This is a genomic window from Alteromonas abrolhosensis (genome assembly GCF_001953635.1).
Taxonomy (GTDB): Bacteria; Pseudomonadota; Gammaproteobacteria; order Enterobacterales; family Alteromonadaceae; genus Alteromonas; species Alteromonas abrolhosensis.
Genome location: NZ_MEJH01000014.1, coordinates 21,061 through 42,444 on the forward strand (window position 1 = coordinate 21,061; position 21,384 = coordinate 42,444).

Genomic DNA, 21,384 nt, shown 5'->3' on the forward strand with positions numbered 1-21,384 from the left:
AGGTTTAAGGTTACTGAGTGTGCTTGTCTAAAAACTTGATCATTGCTTCCCAGCGCTCGATGTTGTTTTCAGGCTTATAGAAACCGTGACCTTCGCCTGACTTCATCATCCATTCATAGGGCAAATCGCGCTTTTCTAACTCTGCACGTAAAGCAAACGCATGCTCTTTAGGCACACGCTCGTCTTCTTCACCTTGAATAATGAAAACAGGCACTTTTATTTTATCGACGTTCTTTACCGGAGACTGCAAATCCCTTTGTGCCCCGATTGGAAGGACTTGATTAAGATAATTAATACCTGATTGATTTTCAGGAATATCACCTTTCTCAAACATCATATCTAAATCGTATACACCTACGAAACCAATTGTGCATTGGTAAAGGTCAGGCTCGCGGATCACATTCTGTAATGCGGCATACCCACCATATGAACCACCGTAAACACACATGCGGTCTTTATCGACTATGCCTTGTTTAACAAGATGCATTGTACCGTCAGTCATATCATCAATCATGGTGGTGCCCCACTTACGGAACCCCGACTTTTCAAACGGTAGACCATAACCACCCGATCCACGGAAGTTCGGTTGCAACACTGCGTATCCATGTGACGCTAATACCTTGGCATCGCTGTCCATATCACTTAATGCGTCATAAGGACCATGCGGACCACCGTGAGGAAGTAAAACAAAAGGAAGGTCTTTAGCAGCGCCGTTAGGAAGGGTTAGTACAGCTGATATTTCCTGGCCGTCTCTTGCGTTGTAGGTAATTAGTTGTGATTTAGGAATCGTTAAATCTTTAAGCCAAGGCTTAGCTTCAGCAAGTTTAACCAGCTTTCGTGCGGATTTATCAAATAGGTAAAAAACAGTGGGGTTGTTCGCATTACCTACACGAAAGATAACTTGATTTGTATCGTTAGTAGAAGACGTTTGTTCAACCAATTGTCCTTTAAAGGTATTTGTTAAGCTTGCCAATACCTTTTGTTCTTCAACATACTGAGTACCGTCTAAAAATACCGCGTCAATGCCTAAATATTCAAAAGACGCGCCTTGAACTTCTCTAACCTGCCCATTTTGAATGTGAAGAATTGGAGTAACATCTACTTTGTCGTGTGCATATAGGACTGTGTGCTTTTTTGTATCTACATTGAAAGTAGCGATAGCGCGTGTATCTGTTTCAATGGTACTTAAACCAACCAGAGTTTTGTTATCAGCTAAAAAAACTAAAGGTTGGAAAAAAGGGTCATATGCACCGGCTTCATATGCGGTATACCACTCACTTTCTGGCGAAGACCTGACAATTAAAGTTTGCTTGTTATCTTCGTTAGGATCTGCGTTATACATCGCCAAAACGTTACCATTGGTACCGGTTATTACACCTGCACCGCTGCCCGCATAGCGACGCAGTGGCATTCTTCCCATTGCACTTTTACGGCCGTTACTCACTTTCATCTTATAAAGATCTAAGTAAGGTTCTTTTGCGGTTAAGTCAACGCTATATACCACAACAGCGTCAGGCTCTGATGGTAAGTAATCGACAATTTGAGAAAACCGCTTGTCGCCACTTTCTGAACGCCAACCTGTTAGTATTGTACTGTCGCTGCCATCAGCATTCATTGCAATAAGTTCGCCGGTAGGCATTGGCTGCTCAAAGGATCCCACTTCACGAGCCATTGTTAACAAAAGGCGATCGTCGTTTAGCCAGTTAAATGTACTGACTGACTCTTTGCCGCGACCTCGCGTAATTGATACAACTTCTTGTTTTTTAATATCTAAAATCGTCAGCGAAATTAAGCCATCTTCGCTGCGAGATGTTGAGGCTAAGTAAGTACCTTCTGGGGAAATTTTAATATCCAAATATTGAGCATGCTTTGCATACTTCTCAATAATAGGACGCTGAACTTCCGCATAAGATGCGAAAGAAAAAGCAAGGCTTCCCAGCATTATCGTTTTCAAAAAAGAAAAACGCGCTTTCATTTTTTTATTTTCTCCATGAAAAAAGCCTCCGATAGACGGAGGCTTGTTAGTTCAAGTCGTTCTATTAGAAGTTGTATTTAACGTTAGCAAATACTCTTCGACCAATAAAGTCATACTGCGAATACAAAGCAGTATTACCTAACTCAAAACCACTTGCAGATAGTTGCGGCGGTTTTTTGTCGAATAAGTTAGCTACACCAACTGTAAAATCGAAGTCTTCGTAAGCAAATGAACTTGATACCGCGTGATATGTCGTCCACTTAGTCTCGTCGATAAACCTAACAGTTTCACCGTTAAGTGTCGTGGTGTTAGTCTCGCTTCCGTAGTACTCGTAGTCGTTAGTAGAATCGAAGTAACTCGCTGTCCACGTTACGCTCCAGTCGTCTTTACCATAGGTTAGACGCGCAACACCAACGTGCTTAGGCAGACCATTTTCACCCACTTCGTTGTTATACGGAGAATCATCAAACAATAGGCCGAACTTTTCAATCTGCATAGTATGTTCTACGCGGAAACGAACATTACCCCAATCGAACTCTTCATCGTATGTGAAGTTGTAGTCAACACCGCGTACACGCTGATATGCGATGTTCACATAACCGCCGTTAACCTGGTCGATACCATAATCATTTGCGTCCGAACCATCTCTACGTGTAAACAAGTTACACAGCGGCTCGTTAGCAAAATCGATAGAGTTATAACAACGGTTTACGATGTCAGCACCACCAAGGTTGTCAATCTCATTTGAAATTTCAATGTTGAAGTAATCAATCGAGAAAGCGTATGTGTCTTCTGGGCTGGTAAGCACAAGGCCGATACCTTCTGCAACAGAGGTTTCAGCTTCCAGACGACCTACACCACCACTAGTAACAAGTAATGCAGAGCTTCCACCTTGCTCGTAGTCTTCAGGAACACCTTCAGCTCGACAGTTTGCTACTACGGTGTCAGAGATTGCACCGGCGTTAAACTGGTTAACATAGTCAAGACACGGGTCGATAGCTAACTGGCCTGCGAACCCTGTTTGTTCTGCAAGATATAGCTCGTATAGCGCAGGAGCACGGAACGATGTACCGCGGCTGGCACGAATGCTAACACCATCGATAATTGACCAGTTCAGACCTAATTTATACGTGGTGTCACTACCGTAAGTATCAACGTCATTCCAGCGGCCAGAAGCCGTTAGATCAAGTTTTTCGAAACCTGTTACGTCTTCAAGAAGTGGAATTTTAACTTCCGCATAAATTGCTTTGGTTAACTGGTCACCCGCGGTGATACCCGCACCAGAAAGACCCCACGAATTACCGTTTAGCGTGTTCTCCCCAGGGGTATCTTCAATTTCGTCTTTTTGAATTTGGAAACCAAAAGCGGCACCCACTTCACCCGCTGGTAAAGAGATCAAGTCACCTGTTACATAACCTTCAAGGGTTTGTTGGTCGTAAGTTGTTTGGCCGTAATCACGACCAAATAAGAACGCTTCTTGTGCTGGAGTTCTGTTACCGAAAAGGAACTGAGGATCAGTCCATGGGATATCTACACACGTGTTGCCGCTAAACTCTGTTACTTCACCAGAGCAGCTCACACCGTCAGCCGCATTAAACTGGGCCATTAGCATTGCGTCGTTATAGATGATGTCCTGTTCGTATTTTCCGTCGTTGTAACTGTACTGGTAAGATAAGTCCCAAGTCCAGAAGCCAATATCGCCGGTAGCACCAACAACACCACGGGTATAGTCAACTTGAATTTCTGAGCTAAAGTGGTCAGTTAACGCAACAGGGAATACAGAACCATCACCATCAAAGCCATCTAAAACATCGGTAGATAGCGTACCAACATCCGCAGTCCAGAACTGACGATAGTCATCAGTCTTTGTTGTACGACGGCTGTGAATAAATTCACCGTAAACAACTACATCATCAGTAAGATTGTATTCGCCAGTAGCATAAATTGAAGCGTTTTGCGTTTCTGGTACAACAGTTTGCTGGCCTAAGAATGGATGATTTTGATCCCACCAACCTTCACTGGCATAGTTATCGTTGAACGAAACCGGATACCAGCCTTCTGGTGTTGTAAAGCCAACGTTAGCATCGTTAATACTTTCGTATCCGTTATTCGCGAAAAAGTTGTCGTAATCAAATGCAGCCTGCAAACTGCCGCCATAAGCTGAAGATACACCACCATATAGCCATAACCCGTAACCTGTTTCGCTACAGTGGTAATCGCCAGTACGCGGATCGATAGGATCGGTACGCGAACCATCCTCAGCAAACTGTAGACGTTCAGTACAGTTGAAGTAGTCACGGTCGCCGCGGCGAAGCATTGACACCTTGCGGTAGTCAGCAGTCACACGGAATGAGCCTTCTGCGTACTCTTCACCAAAAGAGATGTTAATACGGCGATCTTCACCGCCAGATTCCATCGGCTGGCTAATATCAACGTTTAACGTCTTCTCGTCACCTTTCTTGGTGATGATGTTAATTACACCGGCTACCGCGTCTGAACCATACAGTGCTGATGCACCGTCTTTTAAGATTTCAACACGCTCAATTGCTGAAAGTGGAATGCTGTTCAAGTCGAATGCAGATACAGCACCGCGTGTACCCGCAGGTCCAGCACGACGGCCGTTTAATAGAATAAGCGTACGGTTTGCACCTAGGCCGCGAAGACCAACAGTCTCTGCACCAGTACCGCCATCAGTTACATAACCAACCGTTAACGCTGCAGTTATTTGGCTTGAACCCGCCGCAGCTGTACTTGTACGAAGTAATTCGCCCAGCGTTTTGAGGCCTTCACCTTCAGCATCTTCTACAGAAATAATATCGATAGGTGTGTCATTCGCAAAAGAGTCAGTTCGAATGCGAGAGCCTACTACTGAAATCTGTTCTACAGACTCTGCACTATTGTCGGCTTCTTCTTGAGCGGCTACGAATGTAGCACTTCCAAGTCCAAGCGCAACGATTATCCCCTGAGATAATCGGTTAAGTGTGTTTCGATTTTCCATATTTATTCCCTGGAATTTGGCTTTCAGCACAAACAGAAATACCAATAGGCAAGTCCGTTTATCCATGAAGCTTCTTTTTTTAAGTGGAATGTAAATAAGACCTATTTTCAATAAGATACTAACGGTTCATCTACATTTCATTAATGTTACGACCAGCGCAACATTAGCCAAAAGTATAAGATATAATTGTAGGTGTCAATTACGACTTTAGCGCATGAAATATAAGCGATTTATGTAGAAAAAGCGCTATCCATTAACATTTAGAAACAACTTTTATAGGTTCAAAAACGAACTATAAGGTCTTGTTTATATGCAGATTTTGCTACATGTAAAGTTATTGTTGTGAGTCTTTATAGTTTTGCTTAAAAAAGGTATGAAGCGATATACGCGGTATAGATATAGAAAATCCGATACCTTTTCAGGGCATCGGATTTTTTATAAGTCATAGAGTTTACGTTGGCGATTGATAACCAACTTAATATCAGCGCGAATTAAGCGTTAGTTGCCTTAATCACTTCCTGACCAGCCATGTAAGGCACAAGCGCTTTAGGTACAGTAACACTACCGTCTGCCTGTTGGTTATTCTCTAGGATAGCAACAAGGGTACGGCCCACAGCTAGACCAGAACCGTTTAATGTGTGGATCAGTTCAGGCTTATTAGTTTCAGGGTTACGGTACCTTGCCTGCATGCGTCGCGCTTGGAAATCCAACATGTTAGAGCATGATGAAATCTCACGATAAGTATTTTGCGCAGGTAGCCATACTTCAAGATCATAGGTTTTACATGCACCAAAGCCCATGTCACCAGTGCAAAGTAACACTTTACGGTAAGGTAGCTCAAGTTTTTGCAAAATAACTTCAGCGTGACCAGTAAGTGCTTCTAGCGCGTCAAAGCTGTCTTCGGGTTTGACAAGTTGCACTAGTTCAACTTTGTCGAACTGATGCTGACGAATAAGACCACGCGTATCGCGACCGTACGAACCAGCTTCTGAGCGGAAGCAAGGTGTATGCGCTGTCATTTTCACTGGCAGTGATTTAGCGTCTAAGATTTCATCACGTGCAATGTTCGTTAACGGAACTTCTGCCGTTGGAATGAGGCTTAGCCCCTGACCTTCTTCAGTTGCCGGCTTGGTATGGAACAAGTCTTCACCAAACTTAGGTAATTGACCAGTACCATACAGGCTGTCAGCGTTAACCAAGTAAGGCACGTACATTTCCTGATAGCCGTGCTCTTGCGTGTGGGTATCTAGCATAAACTGCGCGATGGCGCGGTTTAAACGAGCAATGTCGCCACGCATGACAACGAATCGGCTTCCCGTAAGCTTACTTGCAGTGGCAAAATCTAACCCATTGTTCAAGCCTTCAGCTAAGTCAACGTGATCTTTAACCTCAAAATCAAACGTGCGAGGCTCACCCCAACGAGAAATTTCAACGTTGTCGTTTTCGTCTTTACCTTCTGGTACCGACTCGTGAGGCAAGTTTGGAATGCCTTGGGTAAAGGTATTAATTTCTTCTAACAGTTCGCTAAGCTCTGTTTTAGCGGCATCAAGCTCATCACCAAGCTTACCCACTTCAGCCAGCAGCGGCGCAATGTCTTCGCCTTGCGCTTTCGCTTTGCCAATGGATTTACTTCGTACGTTACGCTCGTTTTGCAGATCCTGTGTTCTGGACTGAAGTGTTTTTCTTTTTTCTTCAAGCGAACTAAAAGCTGCTACATCGAGGTTAAAACCACGGGCAGCCAATCGCTTAGCTGTTTGTTCTATATCGCTTCGCAAACACTTTGGATCTAACATGTGTTTCTAATTATCCTTTAATTAATTCAATGGCTAGCCAACCTGCTATCAAACAGGCGCCAACGTTAAGAAATACATTTGCTGCGGCTTTAAGCCACAACCCGTTTTCTAATAAAGTTAAGGTTTCAACAGAAAATGTTGAAAATGTAGTAAAGGCACCTAACAACCCTACACCGATTAGCGCTCGGTATGGAGAGTCGGCTAATTCATGACGTTCAATAAAGCCATACAGCAATGCAAGTGCAAATGACCCAACCACATTCACCGTTAGTGTACCAAACGGCATGTGTTTTCCAAATAAGGAATCGACACTTGTGGTAACAAAATAACGCAAACAGGCACCGGTCGCCCCGCCAGCGGCAATAAAACAATACAAAGCTAACCCTTGAGGCACGAAAAACTCCCTAGCGCGTTCTTTTTATGGACTAATCCATATTTTTATAATTCATTTGCGGTGTACCTCTGCAACTTTACCTTTTATTGTTGCTTCTCGCATTAAGTGAATCGAGAAAATCGCGTTTGGCTTTTAGGGCTTTTTCTAAGCCGCGCTCGTTGGGATTATATAAGCGTGTACCAGTTAGGCTTTCAGGGAAGTAAGATTCACCCGCCGCAAAGGCATTTGGCTCGTTGTGCGCATAGCGATAGCCGTCACCATGCCCCAAATCTTTCATAAGAGATGTAGGAGCGTTGCGTAAATGCATGGGAACCGGGGCATCGGAAGTTTTACGCGCTAGTGCTTTTGCTTCATTAAACGCCATGTAAACCGCATTGCTCTTTGCTGCCAACGCACAATATACTGCTGCTTGCGCAATAGCGCGCTCACCCTCGGCTGGTCCTACTCGGTGAAAGGTATCCCATGCGTTAATGCAAAGCTGCATTGCTCTTGGATCGGCGTTGCCAATATCTTCTGACGCAATTGCAAGAAGACGCCTTCCTACATAAAGCGCATCACCGCCGCCATCAAGAATTCTCGCATACCAGTAAAGGGCGGCATCGGGATCTGACCCTCTTACAGATTTGTGAAATGCTGAAATAAGGTCGTAAAAGGTATCGCCTTTATTGTCATAGCTGGCAACTTTCTCCCCCACCGCATGCTCAACATCGCTTATGGTTATCTCACTTGCACTTGTAAAGTCGGCAGCTAGTTCCAAATACGTAAGAAGTCGCCGTGCATCGCCACCACTCAAATCTATAAGGGCGTTTCTTGCTGTTTCCTCAATGCCAAGCGCTCTGTCACCGAGTCCTTTTTCATTATCGCTTAGCGCTCTGTTCACTAATTGTGAAAGCGCGTCGTGTTCTAGCGTCTTTAAAACGTATACGCGAACACGTGATAACAGGGCTTTATTTAATTCGAACGATGGATTTTCTGTGGTTGCGCCAATAAAGGTAACTACACCAGATTCTACAAATGGGAGAAACGCATCCTGCTGGCTTTTATTAAACCTGTGAACCTCGTCAACAAACAACAGTGTCCGCTGATTATACCGGGCGTTTTCTTCAGCCGTGTCCATAGCGGCTCTGATATCTTTTACCCCAGAGGTAACCGCAGAAATACGAAGTACAGACGCGTTAGTATATTGGGCAATAAGTTCAGCTAGGGTAGTTTTGCCTGTACCAGGCGGGCCCCATAGAATCATAGAATGACAATGGCCCGCTTCTAACATTTTACGAAGTGGCTTACCTTCAGCCAGTAAATGATCCTGCCCGCTGTATTGCTCTATGGTAACTGGGCGCATACGCGCCGCTAAAGGTACGAATTCTAGATTAACGCTGGTCATCAATTATGAAGCTATCTGGAATATCTACAGAAAAGGTATCGGCGGGCACGGGAAAACGGGTTTCAATATTATTAAAAACCAGGGTGCTTACTTGCTGTTGTGCATCAAGCATATTAAGCGACGTCAGTTCATTATCTTGGTTGAACGTTAAGGTAAGCGTCGCAATTTGGCCACCTTCTTCATTCGGTGTGATTTGATAGCTCTGCAAAGCAGTTTCGCTAGTAGACATCCCACCATTCATTTGACTAATAGAAAATTTCGACCACGTTGTTTCATCTGTCGACGTTAGTAAAACAATCGGGTTGTCTTTGATGGCATTGGCTTGGGAAAGCACGGTAACTTGCTCTACAAATGTATCCACATTCCACACCGCTTCCCCATCAGCAACCAACAGGGTTTCATCAGGAAACGTGGTTTCCCAGCGCAGTTTATTTGGACGCGTCATGGTGAGCGTGCCTTGCGCTTCATGCACTACGTTTTGTTGGGCATCAACAACGGTCTGATCGAAGCCAGCGCGAAACTGCTTCATATTGCCTAACAGCAATTGGAGAGATTTACTGGCCGCATTATTCGCTTCAGACGCGGTAGTTAACGACGATGTAGCATTCACTTTGTTGCGTTTCGCCGATAACATTTCAACGTTTCCGCTGTTTTGATCTTTATCGGCAGCATAGGCTTCATTTAAGCCACCGCACAAGGTGCTTACACCCGCAAGCGCACTTACTAAATAAACCGAAACTACTTTATTCATTTATTCAATCCATTCGTTATTCTTTGTGGGGCGGTGGTGCAAGAACCTCTCGGTTACCGTTATGCCCCTGTGCACTTACGACACCACTCATTTCCATTTGTTCAACGAGACGTGCAGCACGGTTGTAACCAATTCTGAATTTACGCTGCACGCTTGAGACGCTAGCACGACGTGTTTCCGTCACAAATGCCACCGCTTCATCATAAAAAGCATCAAACTCTTGGTCTTCACCTTCGGGTTGCTCACCAGGCAGCAACACCTCTGCAGACGCTTCTCCATTTAGAATTTCGTCAATGTATTCCGGCTCACCGCGCTTCTGCCAATCAGCAACAACCGCATGTACTTCATGATCATCAACAAACGCACCGTGAACACGGGTTGGCACTGGACTTCCAGGGGGTAGGTACAACATATCACCCATACCCAACAAGGTTTCAGCACCTTGCTGATCAAGAATAGTTCGTGAGTCAATTTTACTGGAAACTTGGAACGCAATACGCGTTGGGATATTCGCTTTAATAAGGCCTGTAATAACGTCTACCGACGGTCGCTGAGTAGCTAGAATAAGATGGATACCTGCAGCACGGGCTTTTTGCGCAATACGAGCAATCAACTCTTCAACTTTTTTGCCCACGATCATCATCATGTCGGCAAATTCGTCAACGACGACCACGATTGCAGGAAGTTTAGCTAAGTCTGGTGCCTCAGCATCCATACTTTCTTCATTCTTCCATAGTGGATCTTTGATTGGCGTTCCATTGGCAATGGCTTCTTCAACCTTCGCGTTATAGCCTTTTAGGTTACGCACACCAAGCGCACTCATTAGGCGATAACGGCGCTCCATTTCACCTACGCACCAGCGAAGTGCGTTGGCCGCCTCCTTCATGTCAGTTACTACTTCAGCTAGTAAGTGAGGAATGCCCTCATATACTGAAAGCTCAAGCATTTTAGGATCGATCATAATCATGCGAACGTCTTCAGGCGTGCTTTTATACAGCAAGCTTAAAATCATGACGTTCACGCCCACCGACTTACCAGAACCTGTTGTACCAGCAACTAACAAATGCGGCATTTTTGCTAAATCAACCACTACGGGCTTACCAGAGATATCCGCACCTAGCACCATAGTTAACGGTGATTTGTTAGACTGGAAGGTATCGCAGCTGATAACTTCGCTCAAGCGCACCATTTCACGTTTTTTATTTGGTAGCTCCAAGCCTATAACCGATTTACCTGGAATAACCTCTACTACACGTACAGAAATGGCTGACATAGCACGAGCCAGGTCTTTCGAGAGCCCGGTAATCTTGCTTACTTTTACCCCAGGCGCTAAATCAAGTTCGAAACGTGTAATAACAGGACCTGGAAAAACGCCTACTACTGTTGCCTCAATGTTGAAGTCAGCTAGCTTTTCCTCTACTAAACGAGAAATGCCTTCAATCTCTTCTGGCGTCAGAGGGTTTTCATGCTTGTCGGCACGCTCAAGTAAGTCGAACGATGGCATAGGTGGCAAGTCAGGGTCTATTTCACCTGCCCTCGCCTTCACGGGTTTAGCGCCTAATGCAGCAGGCGTAAATGACTGCCCAGCATTCTGACCGCTCACTTGTGACAGCGCTGATGAAGGTTGAAGGGGTTCTGCTGATTGCGCGTCATCTTCAACGGAACGCTCGCTATCATTTGCCCTAGCTACAGGCTTAGTTCCTGTTTCATAAGGCAAGTCTTCTTCAAATTCTTCTAAGTCGTCAAAATTGATATGTGGGCTTTGTTGTGCCTGACCTTTATGTTCATCTTGATTATTTTCATCTTTAGACTGAACGGGGTCATCTTGACTAGATTTGCCTAGGCCTACTTTATCTTTGAAGCCACCAGTTACAGCATTACGCATGCCTGACAAAGAGAAGGCTGATTTTTTAGGCTCAGATTCAACAGTGTCAGCCTCAGCAGAAGATTCTAAAGCCTCGTCACTGCCAGTATCATTCTGACTTGGTTGGGTCGTTGATTGTGCAGTTTGGCCACTTTCGTAGGTGTAAAACGGCGGCTCATCGTCTAAATCATTAATGCCGAATGTAGGTTCGCTACGTGTAGGAGCTTCATTTCGCACCTGTGGTTGCTTCTGTTGATCGGCTGAGGCCAATGGCTCAGCACGCATACTGGTAATATCAAGTTCAGCACTGTCGTTATTTTCTTGTTCTGACGATTTGTTTGCCAATGCTAAGCGCGGCATTTCAAACGCTAACAAACTTTGTGGTGCTGAAAGTGTCTTACGTCCTAACCACAGAGTACCTTCCCCTAATCGGTCGATAATAGTCAGCCAGCTAATACCCGTCAGCAAAGTAAAGCCAGTACAGAAAAAGCATAGTAGCAGCAGTATAGTACCCGCCGTGTTGAAATAAGGTACAAGGGCTGAACTAATTACGTCGCCAACAAAACCGCCGGCCGAGAAGTTGTAGATATCATCGAAATTAATGCTGGCGATGCCCGTGGCCCCAAGGGCCATCAGTAATCCACCAATGATACGTAACCCTATAGTGAGGTAATCAAATTCATCTAATTCTTTAATATGCTGGAATAAAAACCACCCTAAGAAGGCAGAACCGAAAGGTAATAAATAAGCTAGGAAGCCAAATGAAAATAGCAATAAATCGGCGACCCATGCGCCAGTTGCTCCAACCCAGTTGTGAACGTCAAGTTGTAAACCAGCTTGACTCCAACCTGGGTCACCCGGATGAAAAGATGCTAGTGCCAGCAATAAGAAAAAGGCGAAAACACAGGCGATAATCATGCCTGCTTCCCACACTCGCTGAACCCCTGTTAATCGCGCCATAACCCTAAAAAACCTTCAATTTCCATCGCTTGAATTACCGCATGTAGCCATTTAGCTAAGCGTTAATAGCAGTACTAACCGCAGCAAAGAGCTTAGCGAACCCTTTGCTATTCCTACTTAATTATTATTTGTCTACTTTTGGTAAGTTACTGAGTGTATTGTCGAATTAATAAACCCATCCCCTACCCTGCGCTTGAGCGTGCCGAAAATTCCTTGGCTAAACACAAACACTGTATTTTTGCACAGCCTACCACAAAAGCACACTATTGAGCCACGCTTTCATTACTTCAAATTAATGCGCAGCGACGATGTACTTTTCACTTCTTCCATCACAACATAAGTTCGAGATTCGCTCACACCTGGTAGACGTAATAAAGTGTCACCGAGCAATTTACGATAGCTGCCCATATCTGCAACACGCGCTTTAAGAAGAAAATCGAAATCCCCCGACACTAAGTGACACTCTTGAATATCGTCATGCAGTTTTACCGCAGCAGAAAATTCTGCAAAGATATCTACCGATGTTTTCGTCAATGTTATCTCGACAAAGACAAGCATAGCGGCACCAAGTTTCTCTGGGTCGACAACTGCGTGATACCCTTTTATATAGCCCTGCGCTTCTAGTCTCTTAACGCGCTCAAGGCATGGACTGGGGCTTAGCCCTACTTCTTTGGCAAGCTCTACATTAGAGATTCGCCCGTTTTTTTGCAGCTGTACCAGAATATTCCTGTCTATTCGGTCAAGGTGTTTTGGGGTCTTTACCAGCATATAAAATATCTTAAAAGCCAATTTATAAAGAATTATATGCTACAAATACCTTTTCTTCAGCAGATAGTTCGTTTTTTTATGGCGTATACTCCGCAAATATGTTCACGGGCTTCAAGGCCGAACACTATTAAGCAAAAGTTCAACCAGAGCCACTTAGAAGCTCACCATAAAATTGAGGACTATACATGTTAGTTGGTGTACCAAAAGAAATTAAGAACCACGAATATCGCGTTGGCTTGACGCCAGCAGCAGTAAAAGAGTTTGTTAGCCATGGTCACAGCGTTTTAGTAGAAACTAACGCCGGTGACGCCATTGGTTTCACTGACGAAATGTATGTAGAAGCGGGCGCAGCCATTGCATCGACTGCCGAGCAAGTGTTTGCTGAAGCAGAAATGATTATAAAGGTAAAAGAGCCTCAACCAAACGAGTGTAAAATGCTTCGTAAAGGGCAAACCCTTTACACGTACCTTCACCTAGCACCAGATCCAACGCAAACTAAACTGCTTGTTGAGTCGGGCGCAACCTGTATTGCATATGAAACTGTAACAGATGATCGCGGTGGTCTACCGTTGCTTGCACCAATGAGTGAAGTAGCTGGTCGTATGTCGGTTCAAGCTGGCGCGCACTATCTTGAAAAAGCACACGGCGGTAGCGGTACACTTCTTGGTGGCGTACCAGGTGTAGCACCGGGTAAAGTACTGGTTATCGGTGGTGGTGTTGTTGGTACTAACGCAGCAAAAATGGCACTAGGTCTTGGCGCTGACGTTACTATTCTAGACCGTTCGCTTCCTCGTCTTCGCCAAATCGATGACATCTTCAACGGCCAGGTTAAAACGGTTTACTCTACGGTTGATGCTATAGAGCACTACTCTTCAAAAGCTGATCTTGTTGTTGGTGCGGTACTTATTCCTGGCGCAGCAGCTCCGAAGCTTCTTACTCGCGAACAGATCAAGGCCATGAAGCCTGGTTCAGTACTTGTTGACGTTGCTATCGACCAAGGCGGATGCTTTGAAACATCTAAAGCAACAACACACCAAGACCCAGTTTATATTGTTGATGACGTGGTTCACTACTGTGTTGCAAACATGCCAGGTGGCGTTGCACGTACTTCTACAATGGCACTTAACAATGCCACATTGCCATTCGGCTTAGCCCTTGCAAACAAAGGCCCTGCGAAAGCGATGCTAGAAGACAAGCACTTGCTTAACGGTCTAAACGTGCACGAAGGTAAGGTAACGTACAAAGCTGTGGTTGACGCGCTAGGTGAAGAACTAGGCCTTACCTATACACCAGCTGAAGTAGCGCTTAAAGGCGAATAAGATTTTTAGGTTACTTTCAAGGTAGGGCTATGCGCCCTTCTCTTAAATGAAAGAATCTATCAATGTGTCCTGATTAAAAAAGCTCGGTATGTGAGGATCACATCCGAGCTTTTTTGTAATTGGGAATCTGTGTGTAATTGACCGTTAAACAAAAAGAGAACGCCAGTTACTATCGCACCAGTATTCCGCCTCTGTTATACCTTATCTGTTACGCATTTTTGCACATTTTTGCGCATGGCTAACAGTACTAGCTTAAGCAAGAACCGTTAACCGTTTATCGAAGCGTTTACGGCTTTTAATACAGCAATAGGGTCTTCTGCTTTAGTGATGGGTCGTCCCATAACCAAATAACTCACACCCGCCTTCATTGCATCGGGTGGCGTCATAACGCGTTTTTGATCCCCCGCATCAGCTCCTACTGGGCGAATGCCTGGAGTAACTAGGAGAAATTCGTCTTTGTGTCTTTCACGCAGCGCGCTGGCTTCTTGGGCTGAACAAACAATACCGTCAAGTCCTGCTTTTTCTGTTAATGCTGCCAAGCGCAATACTTGTTGCTCTGGCGTAACTCCGCTAACTACATCAGCCAACTGCGCTTCATCCATACTGGTCAATACGGTAACCGCAATAAGCTTAGTTTGAGGGTTACTGCTTGACGCAATTGCCTCTTTCGCCGCTTGCATCATAGGTAATCCGCCAGAGGCGTGTACATTAACCATCCATACACCAAGTTCTGCCGCCGCTTTACACGCTTTGGCAACGGTATTGGGAATGTCGTGAAATTTGAGATCAAGAAAAACGTCAAAGCCTTTCGCGATCAAAGCCTTTACGAACTCCGGCCCAAATAAGGTGAACATCTCCTTGCCCACTTTTAGCTTGCATAAGCTTGAATCTAATTTATCAACAAACGCCAATGCAGTGTCTTTATTGTCATAGTCTAATGCAACAATAACGCGTGGGTCATGCATGTTCTTCTATTCTCCGTCTAGCCCTTTGATAGGTTTCACTACGCCCCACTTTTTACAGCTAGGGCATAACCAATATAATTTTCGACCGGAAAAGCCACAGCTACCACAGCGATATTTAGGACGCTGCAACATTTGCTTCTCAACCAGTTCTTTAAGTAAGCGTAAGCTGTCTGCGGTGGTTTTATCAGATAGCTGGTCAATATAAAGCCCCATTAGGGTTTTAAAGCCACGCATTGTCGGTCGTTTGCGAAGCTGCTCAAGTAAATATTCAGCGGCTTGCGCTGTTTCACCGCGCTTCATTAGCACATCGACCATGGCCAAATAAGAGGTGGCGCACTCTTGCCAATGTGCTTCTAAATTCTTCTGAAAGCTTTCCCAGTCATCCGTCTCTTCTGCAATTTTTTCAAGACTAGGCACGGCTTCGCTAAACCAATTAATATCCCGTTCGGCTACTTGAGTAAAATATGCGTTTGCATCGGTATAGCGTTTTTGGTCAAGTGCAATATCACCTAACATAAGCCATGGTCTAACTGCGTGTTCATCGGCATTGACCGCTTTTTGCAATAAGGTCAGTGCAGCCCCTTGGCTATCATTTTTTAACTCAACCGATGCCTGTTCACAATAAAAGTGTGCAAGGCGCTCGCACAAGTCATCATTGTCGCCATGACACTGCACCATGCGCTCAGCCAGTTCTATGGCTCTCTCCCACTCTTTCGTGGTCTGGTAAATACTAAACAGCTGCTGTTGAGCAACCAGATAGTGTTTGTCGCTGTTCAACAGTTGCAGGAAGGCATTTTCCGCACGCTCTAGAAAGCCAGCCTGCGTGTAGTCGTGACCGAGTTCTCTAAGCGCGTTTTCCCTTTGGGCGGGCTGTAGCTCGTCTCGGCTGACTAAATTTTGATGAACTTTTATTGCCCGATCTATTTCTCCACGATGGCGGAAAAAGCTGCCCATAGCAATATGGGTTTCCACCGTATCGCTATTCACGTTAATCATTTTGATCAGCGTGTCGACAGCTTTATCAGGTTGGTCTGAAAGAAGGAAATTAAGACCTTTATAATAATGCTTAGATAGGATACTAGACTGTTTTCGTTGCGCTTGACGGACACTATTGCGGCCCATTATCCAGCCGTATCCTGCCGCAACAGGCAAAAGGAGAAACAGCAGTTCGAGCATTAGTGGTCTTGTTCCAAACTCTGTATTTTAGACTGCGCAGACATTAGCTGGACGCGTAATTTTAGCCAGCTCATAAGCATTATCAAAATGCCGATACCCACGCCTATAGAAAGTGTTATCGCTATTAGCGTCGATAAGCGAAGGTTCGCCTGCGCAATTAGATAATTAACTGTTACTTGTGCTTCATTTTGAGAGCCAATCACAAATGCGATAGCGAGTAGCACCAAAACGATAAGAAACGTTAGGATCCCTTTCAACACTCAACCCTTTTTTGTTGATTTATTTACAAGAATAGCAAAATGCGAAAAGAGATAACACAAAAAGCGTGAGCGAAATGATGTTATACCTAACGTTAAGCAACTCCCTCGCTTTCTAAATCCTGACGTTCGGGTTTAGCAATAAGGTTGTCTACCACCAAATCGTGGTGAAGTGCTGACATATTAGTAATGAAAATACAGTGCGTGTAACCCGCCTGCATTGTTTCAAGCTTGTCATACATAGCTTTGTCTAATTTCGAAAGCTGAGCAAGTCGTTTTTTGGTTAAAGGCGTTATCGCACCGTGGCAGCGAATCGCAGTCACATCCGTGGCGCTGAGATGTATTTTTTCTTCATCTAACTGGGTTTTGATTTGCGTACGCAGTTTGGAAAAAAGGAAGTCACGTTCTTTGATGTACACTAAACGGTTATCACTCTTTCTTACGCAATGCACAACTAACGCTTGTTCGGACGTTTCTTTAAACATTGCTTCTAGAATTTGAGACTTGGGTTTAGCCTGCCCTTTGTCTGCAAAAAAGCCGTGCAGCGGAATAATATTTTGAGTGCGCGAAAACGGATAGAGATCGTCTGATGCATCACTCTGGTAAACGGTCTTTAATCTGTCCAGTGTGAATCTGTTCATTACGCACAGCACAGATAAAGACGGCATGTGCCTAACAGCCAGTTCCCATATATAGCGATGCGTTGAACGTTGAATACGTGCGATATCTCTTACTTTGAAATATGCGGTGTTTTCTTCAACCAAATGATCTACGTTTGAGCTGACTTTCGCTTTGCGGGTATCTTCGACAAGACACAGTCTTACTGTCCCGGTTTGAGCTTGATAGTGCACAACCTTATAGCGTTCATTTTTAATTTTGAGTTCCGGCACTGAAACCCGAATCTCTTTTTGAAGGTCACTGTTTGGTGCCACAATTAATTTCATACCGCTGGCACTTAAATCTGCAACACGAGCTTCTAAAGAAGTTAGCAGCCCCACCCTTATTGAAGCCGGCTTGTCGATAACGTAGCGGGTTTCACTGCGCCTATCCAAATCCTCTTCCATTACATAATCTATACGCCAGTTTTTACCACTGGCCTTTAGTGTTTTCGACAAAGGCTTAAAATCGCATTTTGCCGAGAGCGTCAGGTTGGTAAGGTAGGCAGAAACGTCTTTACAGTAAAGAACATGGGAAATCTGAGCAAGTTGTTCAAATTCTTTACTGGCGATGTCGTGAATAGCAAACGCTTTTTGCTTATCTTCGCGCGTTACGCTATCAAGCCGACAATGGGTACAGATGAAGTCGCCACTTTTGGCAAGAAGATAAACCAACGCATTGAGCTGTTTTAATGCCAGCAGTTGTCTGTGCGTCGCTGTTATTTGCACGTTACCATTTTTGGTTTTAATGTTGCCGTGAAATACATAAGCTTCATTATATTTGCGCAGTTCCTCAACTAACGTAGCGAAAATGGGTTTATCTTGTAAGCTAGCCAGTAATTTTTCGGCGTCGTTATGCTCAACGTTAGCTTTGGTAAAGAGCGCAATAATAGGTTTAAGCGACTTCTTCTCTGGCGCCAAAAAAACAGGTAACCAGGGGCTATTTTCAAGTATGCGGTCGCGCTCGAGCTCTTGCATCGCGCGCTCTATTTCTAGATCTCTTTGTAGCGGTTGTTTATAGGCGGTAATTGCTACATAGCGTTTCAACGTAGCAAGAAAGCCTTTGTCCACATCATCTAGAAAGACAAACGATGTCTCATACTTTCCTAAGTGCTTGTTGTATTTTACCGACTCTAGTTCAAGCGTTATTTCCGTGGGCTCTTTGGTAAGCCCTTTTACTTCAGGAATAGTGAACGTGATGATGTCGCCGGTAGAAGCGTTAGGCGGCCTTTTAGTCTCGACGGCTATCCCTTTGTGAGACATCGAACTGATTGAACAATGGCGACCTTTTTCAAAATCGGGGGAAGAAATAGTGAAGTTAGGGCGAATAGCGATGTCATCGCCGAAATCTATGTCAGTAAACGATTGGCTCTCAACATTGAAAGCATCAACAATTTTTTTAAACTGCTCTTTTTTTATTTGGTTCTGATAAAAGTCTGAGTTCATTACTGACTCAAACACGCCGACAGTGTATCTGTCTTGATAAAGTGACGTTTCGTTTTTGAGTATTTGCGCGCCAACTTTATCTAAGCGCATTTGAACACCGAAGTGTTTGAATTTCATGACGGGAAATTGGGCGAACGCAGAATTATCAGCAGGAGCATCGGTCAACGAAGTTAAACGTACAACTTCTTCTTTTACTACTTTACGCACACTACTAGGTAAGCGCTTCGAAAACTTGTTAATTCCCTCTAACAGTTTGTTTTGTTGTTCATAAGGAATTAACGCGCGAATGAGCGGCTGGTATTGTTTAATTATTGCTTGTTCGTCGCCGGCTGACATTACTTCTATGAATACCGTTTATTATTATTTGAACAATATATAACCCTATTCAAGCTGGGGTCAATAGGTATTAGGAATTAAACGAAAGTATATCAAGCCTGTCACGCCACTTTTTAAACGTAGCGACATACACTATTTAGGTTTTCTGCATGCCTACAAGCAGGCACAAAAAAGCCGCTTATCAGCGGCTTTTAAAATGCATTATGCGATTGAGGCGTCTACCCTTTCGCGAAGCTCTTTCCCTGGCTTGAAATGCGGTACATATTTACCGTCAAGTTTCACTGTTTCACCCGTTTTTGGGTTTCTACCTACGCGTGGTGCGCGGTAATGAAGAGAGAAACTTCCAAAACCTCTAATTTCAATACGCTCACCCTTTTGAAGAGTTTGCGCCATTTGTTCAAGAAGTTCTTTTATAGCCAGTTCGAGTTCCTTCGCCGGAATATGACGCGCTTGATCCGCGAGCCGTTCAATTAATTCAGACTTGGTCATGCTTAACCTCATTGTCAATATTATTGTTTAAACAGCTATCGCGAATTGGGTGTGCAGATGCACACCCACAAAAGCATTATTCGCCTTTAGCAGCTTTAAATGCTTCTGCCATCGCGTTAGCGAAACCAACATCTTCTTGCTGGTTAACTTTATCGATAGCTTCTTTTTCGTCAGCCTGATCTTTCGCTTTAACAGATAGGTTAACAGTGCGGTTCTTACGGTCAACGCCCATGAACTTCGCTTCGATGCTATCACCAACGCTTGCTACTTCTGTCGCGTCTTCAACACGCTCTACAGCAAGATCTGCAACGCGGATGTAGCCGTCAACTTCTTCAGCTAGGTTTACAGTAACGCCTTTCGCATCAACTGCTGTTACTGTACCAGTAACGATAGCACCTTTCTTGTTATCTGTCAGATACTTGTTGAAAGGATCTTCTTCGATTTGCTTAACGCCAAGAGAGATACGCTCACGCTCTGGGTCGACTTGTAGTACAACTGCAGAGATTTCGTCGCCTTTCTTGTAGTCGCGAACCGCGTCTTCACCAGACTTGTTCCAGCTGATGTCAGAAAGGTGAACTAGACCGTCGATGCCGCCGTCAAGACCGATGAAGATACCGAAGTCAGTGATTGACTTGATCTTACCAGACACTTTGTCACCTTTTTCGTGTGACTCAGCAAACGTTTCCCAAGGGTTAGCGATGCACTGCTTAAGACCTAGAGAAATACGACGACGCTCTTCGTCAATTTCAAGAACCATTACATCTACAGTGTCACCTAGGTTAACAACTTTAGATGGGTGGATGTTCTTGTTAGTCCAGTCCATTTCAGAAACGTGTACAAGACCTTCAACGCCGTCTTCGATTTCAACGAAGCAGCCGTAGTCAGTAAGGTTAGTAACCTGACCGTTGATCTTAGTACCTTCTGGGTAACGAGAAGCAATTTCTTGCCATGGATCGTTGCCCATTTGCTTCATACCAAGAGAAACACGTTGCTTCTCTTTGTCGAACTTAAGTACTTTAACGTTGATTTCGTCACCAACATTCACGATTTCACTTGGGTGCTTAACGCGCTTCCAAGCCATATCAGTGATGTGTAGAAGACCGTCTACGCCACCAAGGTCAACGAACGCACCGTAATCGGTAAGGTTCTTAACGATACCCTTGATTTCATGACCTTCTTCAAGGTTAGCAAGAAGCGTTTCGCGCTCTGCGCTGCTTTCTGCTTCGATAACTGCACGACGAGAAACAACAACGTTGTTACGCTTAGCGTCAAGCTTGATAACTTTAAACTCAAGCTCTTTGCCTTCAAGGTGCGTAGTGTCACGTACAGGGCGTACGTCTACTAGTGAACCAGGAAGGAACGCGCGTACACTGTTAACTTCAACAGTGAAACCGCCTTTAACTTTACCGTTGATAACGCCTTTAATTGTAGCTTTATCTTCGTAAGCTTTTTCCAGCTCAACCCACGCTTCGTGACGCTTCGCTTTTTCGCGAGAAAGGATAGTTTCACCGAAACCATCTTCAACTGCATCTAGTGCTACGTCTACTTGGTCACCGATAGCGATTTCTAGTTCGCCTTCAGCGTTTTTGAATTGGTCAGCTGGGATAGCACTTTCTGATTTCAAGCCTGCATCAACAAGAACGATGTCTTTGTCGATAGAAACAACAGTACCTTTTACAATTGAACCAGGACGTGTTTCTAGTTCTTGTAAGCTTTCTTCAAAAAGTTGTGCAAAATTTTCAGTCATAAGTCTCAAATAACTTTTAAGTTGATATCCACGCTTCTTATCCGGATAACGCGGGGTTATTAAAATTAGTCGCCACTTCCTGTAGCAACACTGCTTTGGATGCGAT

General features: G+C 44.4%; 15 protein-coding genes. 1 reads left to right on the forward strand and 14 read right to left on the reverse strand.

Features of this window, described 5'->3' with window-relative positions:
• Positions 1–10 precede the first annotated feature (10 nt).
• The 8 genes from BGK61_RS16820 to lrp form a co-directional block, all read right to left on the reverse strand.
• Positions 11–1,975: an alpha/beta hydrolase family protein gene (locus BGK61_RS16820; RefSeq protein WP_076011491.1), complete on the reverse strand. Its 1,965-nt coding sequence runs from the start codon at positions 1,973–1,975 to the stop codon at positions 11–13.
• Between the two features lie 64 nt (positions 1,976–2,039).
• Entirely contained in the window at positions 2,040–4,973 is a 2,934-nt protein-coding gene (locus BGK61_RS16825; protein WP_076011492.1) for a TonB-dependent receptor domain-containing protein, read from the reverse strand.
• Between the two features lie 491 nt (positions 4,974–5,464).
• Positions 5,465–6,766, reverse strand: coding sequence for a serine--tRNA ligase (gene serS / locus BGK61_RS16830; RefSeq protein ID WP_076011493.1), 1,302 nt, complete (start codon positions 6,764–6,766; stop codon positions 5,465–5,467).
• Between the two features lie 10 nt (positions 6,767–6,776).
• Entirely contained in the window at positions 6,777–7,160 is a 384-nt protein-coding gene (gene crcB / locus BGK61_RS16835) for a fluoride efflux transporter CrcB (RefSeq protein WP_076011494.1), read from the reverse strand.
• Between the two features lie 76 nt (positions 7,161–7,236).
• Positions 7,237–8,544 (reverse strand): replication-associated recombination protein A, encoded by a 1,308-nt coding sequence (locus BGK61_RS16840; protein ID WP_076011495.1) that lies wholly within the window; start codon positions 8,542–8,544, stop codon positions 7,237–7,239.
• Positions 8,531–9,295 carry an outer membrane lipoprotein periplasmic chaperone LolA gene (lolA, locus tag BGK61_RS16845; RefSeq protein ID WP_076011496.1) on the reverse strand — a complete coding sequence of 255 codons (765 nt, stop codon included), beginning with the start codon at positions 9,293–9,295 and terminating at the stop codon, positions 8,531–8,533. The genes BGK61_RS16840 and lolA overlap by 14 nt, the downstream gene beginning before the upstream one ends.
• Before the next feature lie 16 nt (positions 9,296–9,311).
• Positions 9,312–12,119 carry a DNA translocase FtsK gene (locus tag BGK61_RS16850; RefSeq protein ID WP_076011497.1) on the reverse strand — a complete coding sequence of 936 codons (2,808 nt, stop codon included), beginning with the start codon at positions 12,117–12,119 and terminating at the stop codon, positions 9,312–9,314.
• Between the two features lie 282 nt (positions 12,120–12,401).
• Positions 12,402–12,887 carry a leucine-responsive transcriptional regulator Lrp gene (gene lrp, locus BGK61_RS16855; protein ID WP_014949635.1) on the reverse strand — a complete coding sequence of 162 codons (486 nt, stop codon included), beginning with the start codon at positions 12,885–12,887 and terminating at the stop codon, positions 12,402–12,404.
• A 185-nt stretch (positions 12,888–13,072) separates the two neighbouring features.
• Here lrp and ald point away from each other — a divergent pair, with 185 nt between their 5' ends.
• Positions 13,073–14,206: an alanine dehydrogenase gene (gene ald / locus BGK61_RS16860; RefSeq protein WP_076011498.1), complete on the forward strand. Its 1,134-nt coding sequence runs from the start codon at positions 13,073–13,075 to the stop codon at positions 14,204–14,206.
• A 266-nt stretch (positions 14,207–14,472) separates the two neighbouring features.
• On the opposite strand, the gene pyrF is transcribed toward ald, so the two are convergent.
• The 6 genes from pyrF to rpsA form a co-directional block, all read right to left on the reverse strand.
• A complete protein-coding gene (pyrF, locus tag BGK61_RS16865) occupies positions 14,473–15,171 on the reverse strand; it encodes an orotidine-5'-phosphate decarboxylase (RefSeq protein ID WP_014998495.1) in 699 nt (232 codons plus the stop codon).
• Between the two features lie 6 nt (positions 15,172–15,177).
• On the reverse strand, positions 15,178–16,347 hold the full coding sequence (gene lapB, locus BGK61_RS16870) for a lipopolysaccharide assembly protein LapB (protein ID WP_014998496.1): 1,170 nt from the start codon (positions 16,345–16,347) through the stop codon (positions 15,178–15,180).
• Positions 16,347–16,604 carry a LapA family protein gene (locus BGK61_RS16875; RefSeq protein ID WP_014998497.1) on the reverse strand — a complete coding sequence of 86 codons (258 nt, stop codon included), beginning with the start codon at positions 16,602–16,604 and terminating at the stop codon, positions 16,347–16,349. The genes lapB and BGK61_RS16875 overlap by 1 nt, the downstream gene beginning before the upstream one ends.
• 95 nt (positions 16,605–16,699) lie before the next feature.
• A complete protein-coding gene (locus BGK61_RS16880; RefSeq protein ID WP_014998498.1) occupies positions 16,700–19,042 on the reverse strand; it encodes a PilZ domain-containing protein in 2,343 nt (780 codons plus the stop codon).
• Between the two features lie 201 nt (positions 19,043–19,243).
• Positions 19,244–19,531: an integration host factor subunit beta gene (gene ihfB, locus BGK61_RS16885; protein WP_014949641.1), complete on the reverse strand. Its 288-nt coding sequence runs from the start codon at positions 19,529–19,531 to the stop codon at positions 19,244–19,246.
• A gap of 76 nt (positions 19,532–19,607) precedes the next feature.
• Positions 19,608–21,278 (reverse strand): 30S ribosomal protein S1, encoded by a 1,671-nt coding sequence (gene rpsA / locus BGK61_RS16890; RefSeq protein WP_014949642.1) that lies wholly within the window; start codon positions 21,276–21,278, stop codon positions 19,608–19,610.
• Positions 21,279–21,384: the final 106 nt, after the last annotated feature.

Excerpts from the sequence above, each read along its gene's own strand:
- BGK61_RS16820 (WP_076011491.1), bottom strand. The coding sequence starts at position 1,975 with ATGAAAGCGCGTTTTTCTTTTTTGAAAACGATAATGCTGGGAAGCCTT.
- BGK61_RS16825 (WP_076011492.1), bottom strand. The coding sequence starts at position 4,973 with ATGGAAAATCGAAACACACTTAACCGATTATCTCAGGGGATAATCGTT.
- serS (WP_076011493.1), bottom strand. The coding sequence starts at position 6,766 with ATGTTAGATCCAAAGTGTTTGCGAAGCGATATAGAACAAACAGCTAAG.
- BGK61_RS16840 (WP_076011495.1), bottom strand. The coding sequence starts at position 8,544 with ATGACCAGCGTTAATCTAGAATTCGTACCTTTAGCGGCGCGTATGCGC.
- lolA (WP_076011496.1), bottom strand. The coding sequence starts at position 9,295 with ATGAATAAAGTAGTTTCGGTTTATTTAGTAAGTGCGCTTGCGGGTGTA.
- BGK61_RS16850 (WP_076011497.1), bottom strand. The coding sequence starts at position 12,119 with ATGGCGCGATTAACAGGGGTTCAGCGAGTGTGGGAAGCAGGCATGATT.
- lrp (WP_014949635.1), bottom strand. The coding sequence starts at position 12,887 with ATGCTGGTAAAGACCCCAAAACACCTTGACCGAATAGACAGGAATATT.
- ald (WP_076011498.1), top strand. The coding sequence starts at position 13,073 with ATGTTAGTTGGTGTACCAAAAGAAATTAAGAACCACGAATATCGCGTT.
- pyrF (WP_014998495.1), bottom strand. The coding sequence starts at position 15,171 with ATGCATGACCCACGCGTTATTGTTGCATTAGACTATGACAATAAAGAC.
- lapB (WP_014998496.1), bottom strand. The coding sequence starts at position 16,347 with ATGCTCGAACTGCTGTTTCTCCTTTTGCCTGTTGCGGCAGGATACGGC.
- BGK61_RS16880 (WP_014998498.1), bottom strand. The coding sequence starts at position 19,042 with ATGTCAGCCGGCGACGAACAAGCAATAATTAAACAATACCAGCCGCTC.
- ihfB (WP_014949641.1), bottom strand. The coding sequence starts at position 19,531 with ATGACCAAGTCTGAATTAATTGAACGGCTCGCGGATCAAGCGCGTCAT.
- rpsA (WP_014949642.1), bottom strand. The coding sequence starts at position 21,278 with ATGACTGAAAATTTTGCACAACTTTTTGAAGAAAGCTTACAAGAACTA.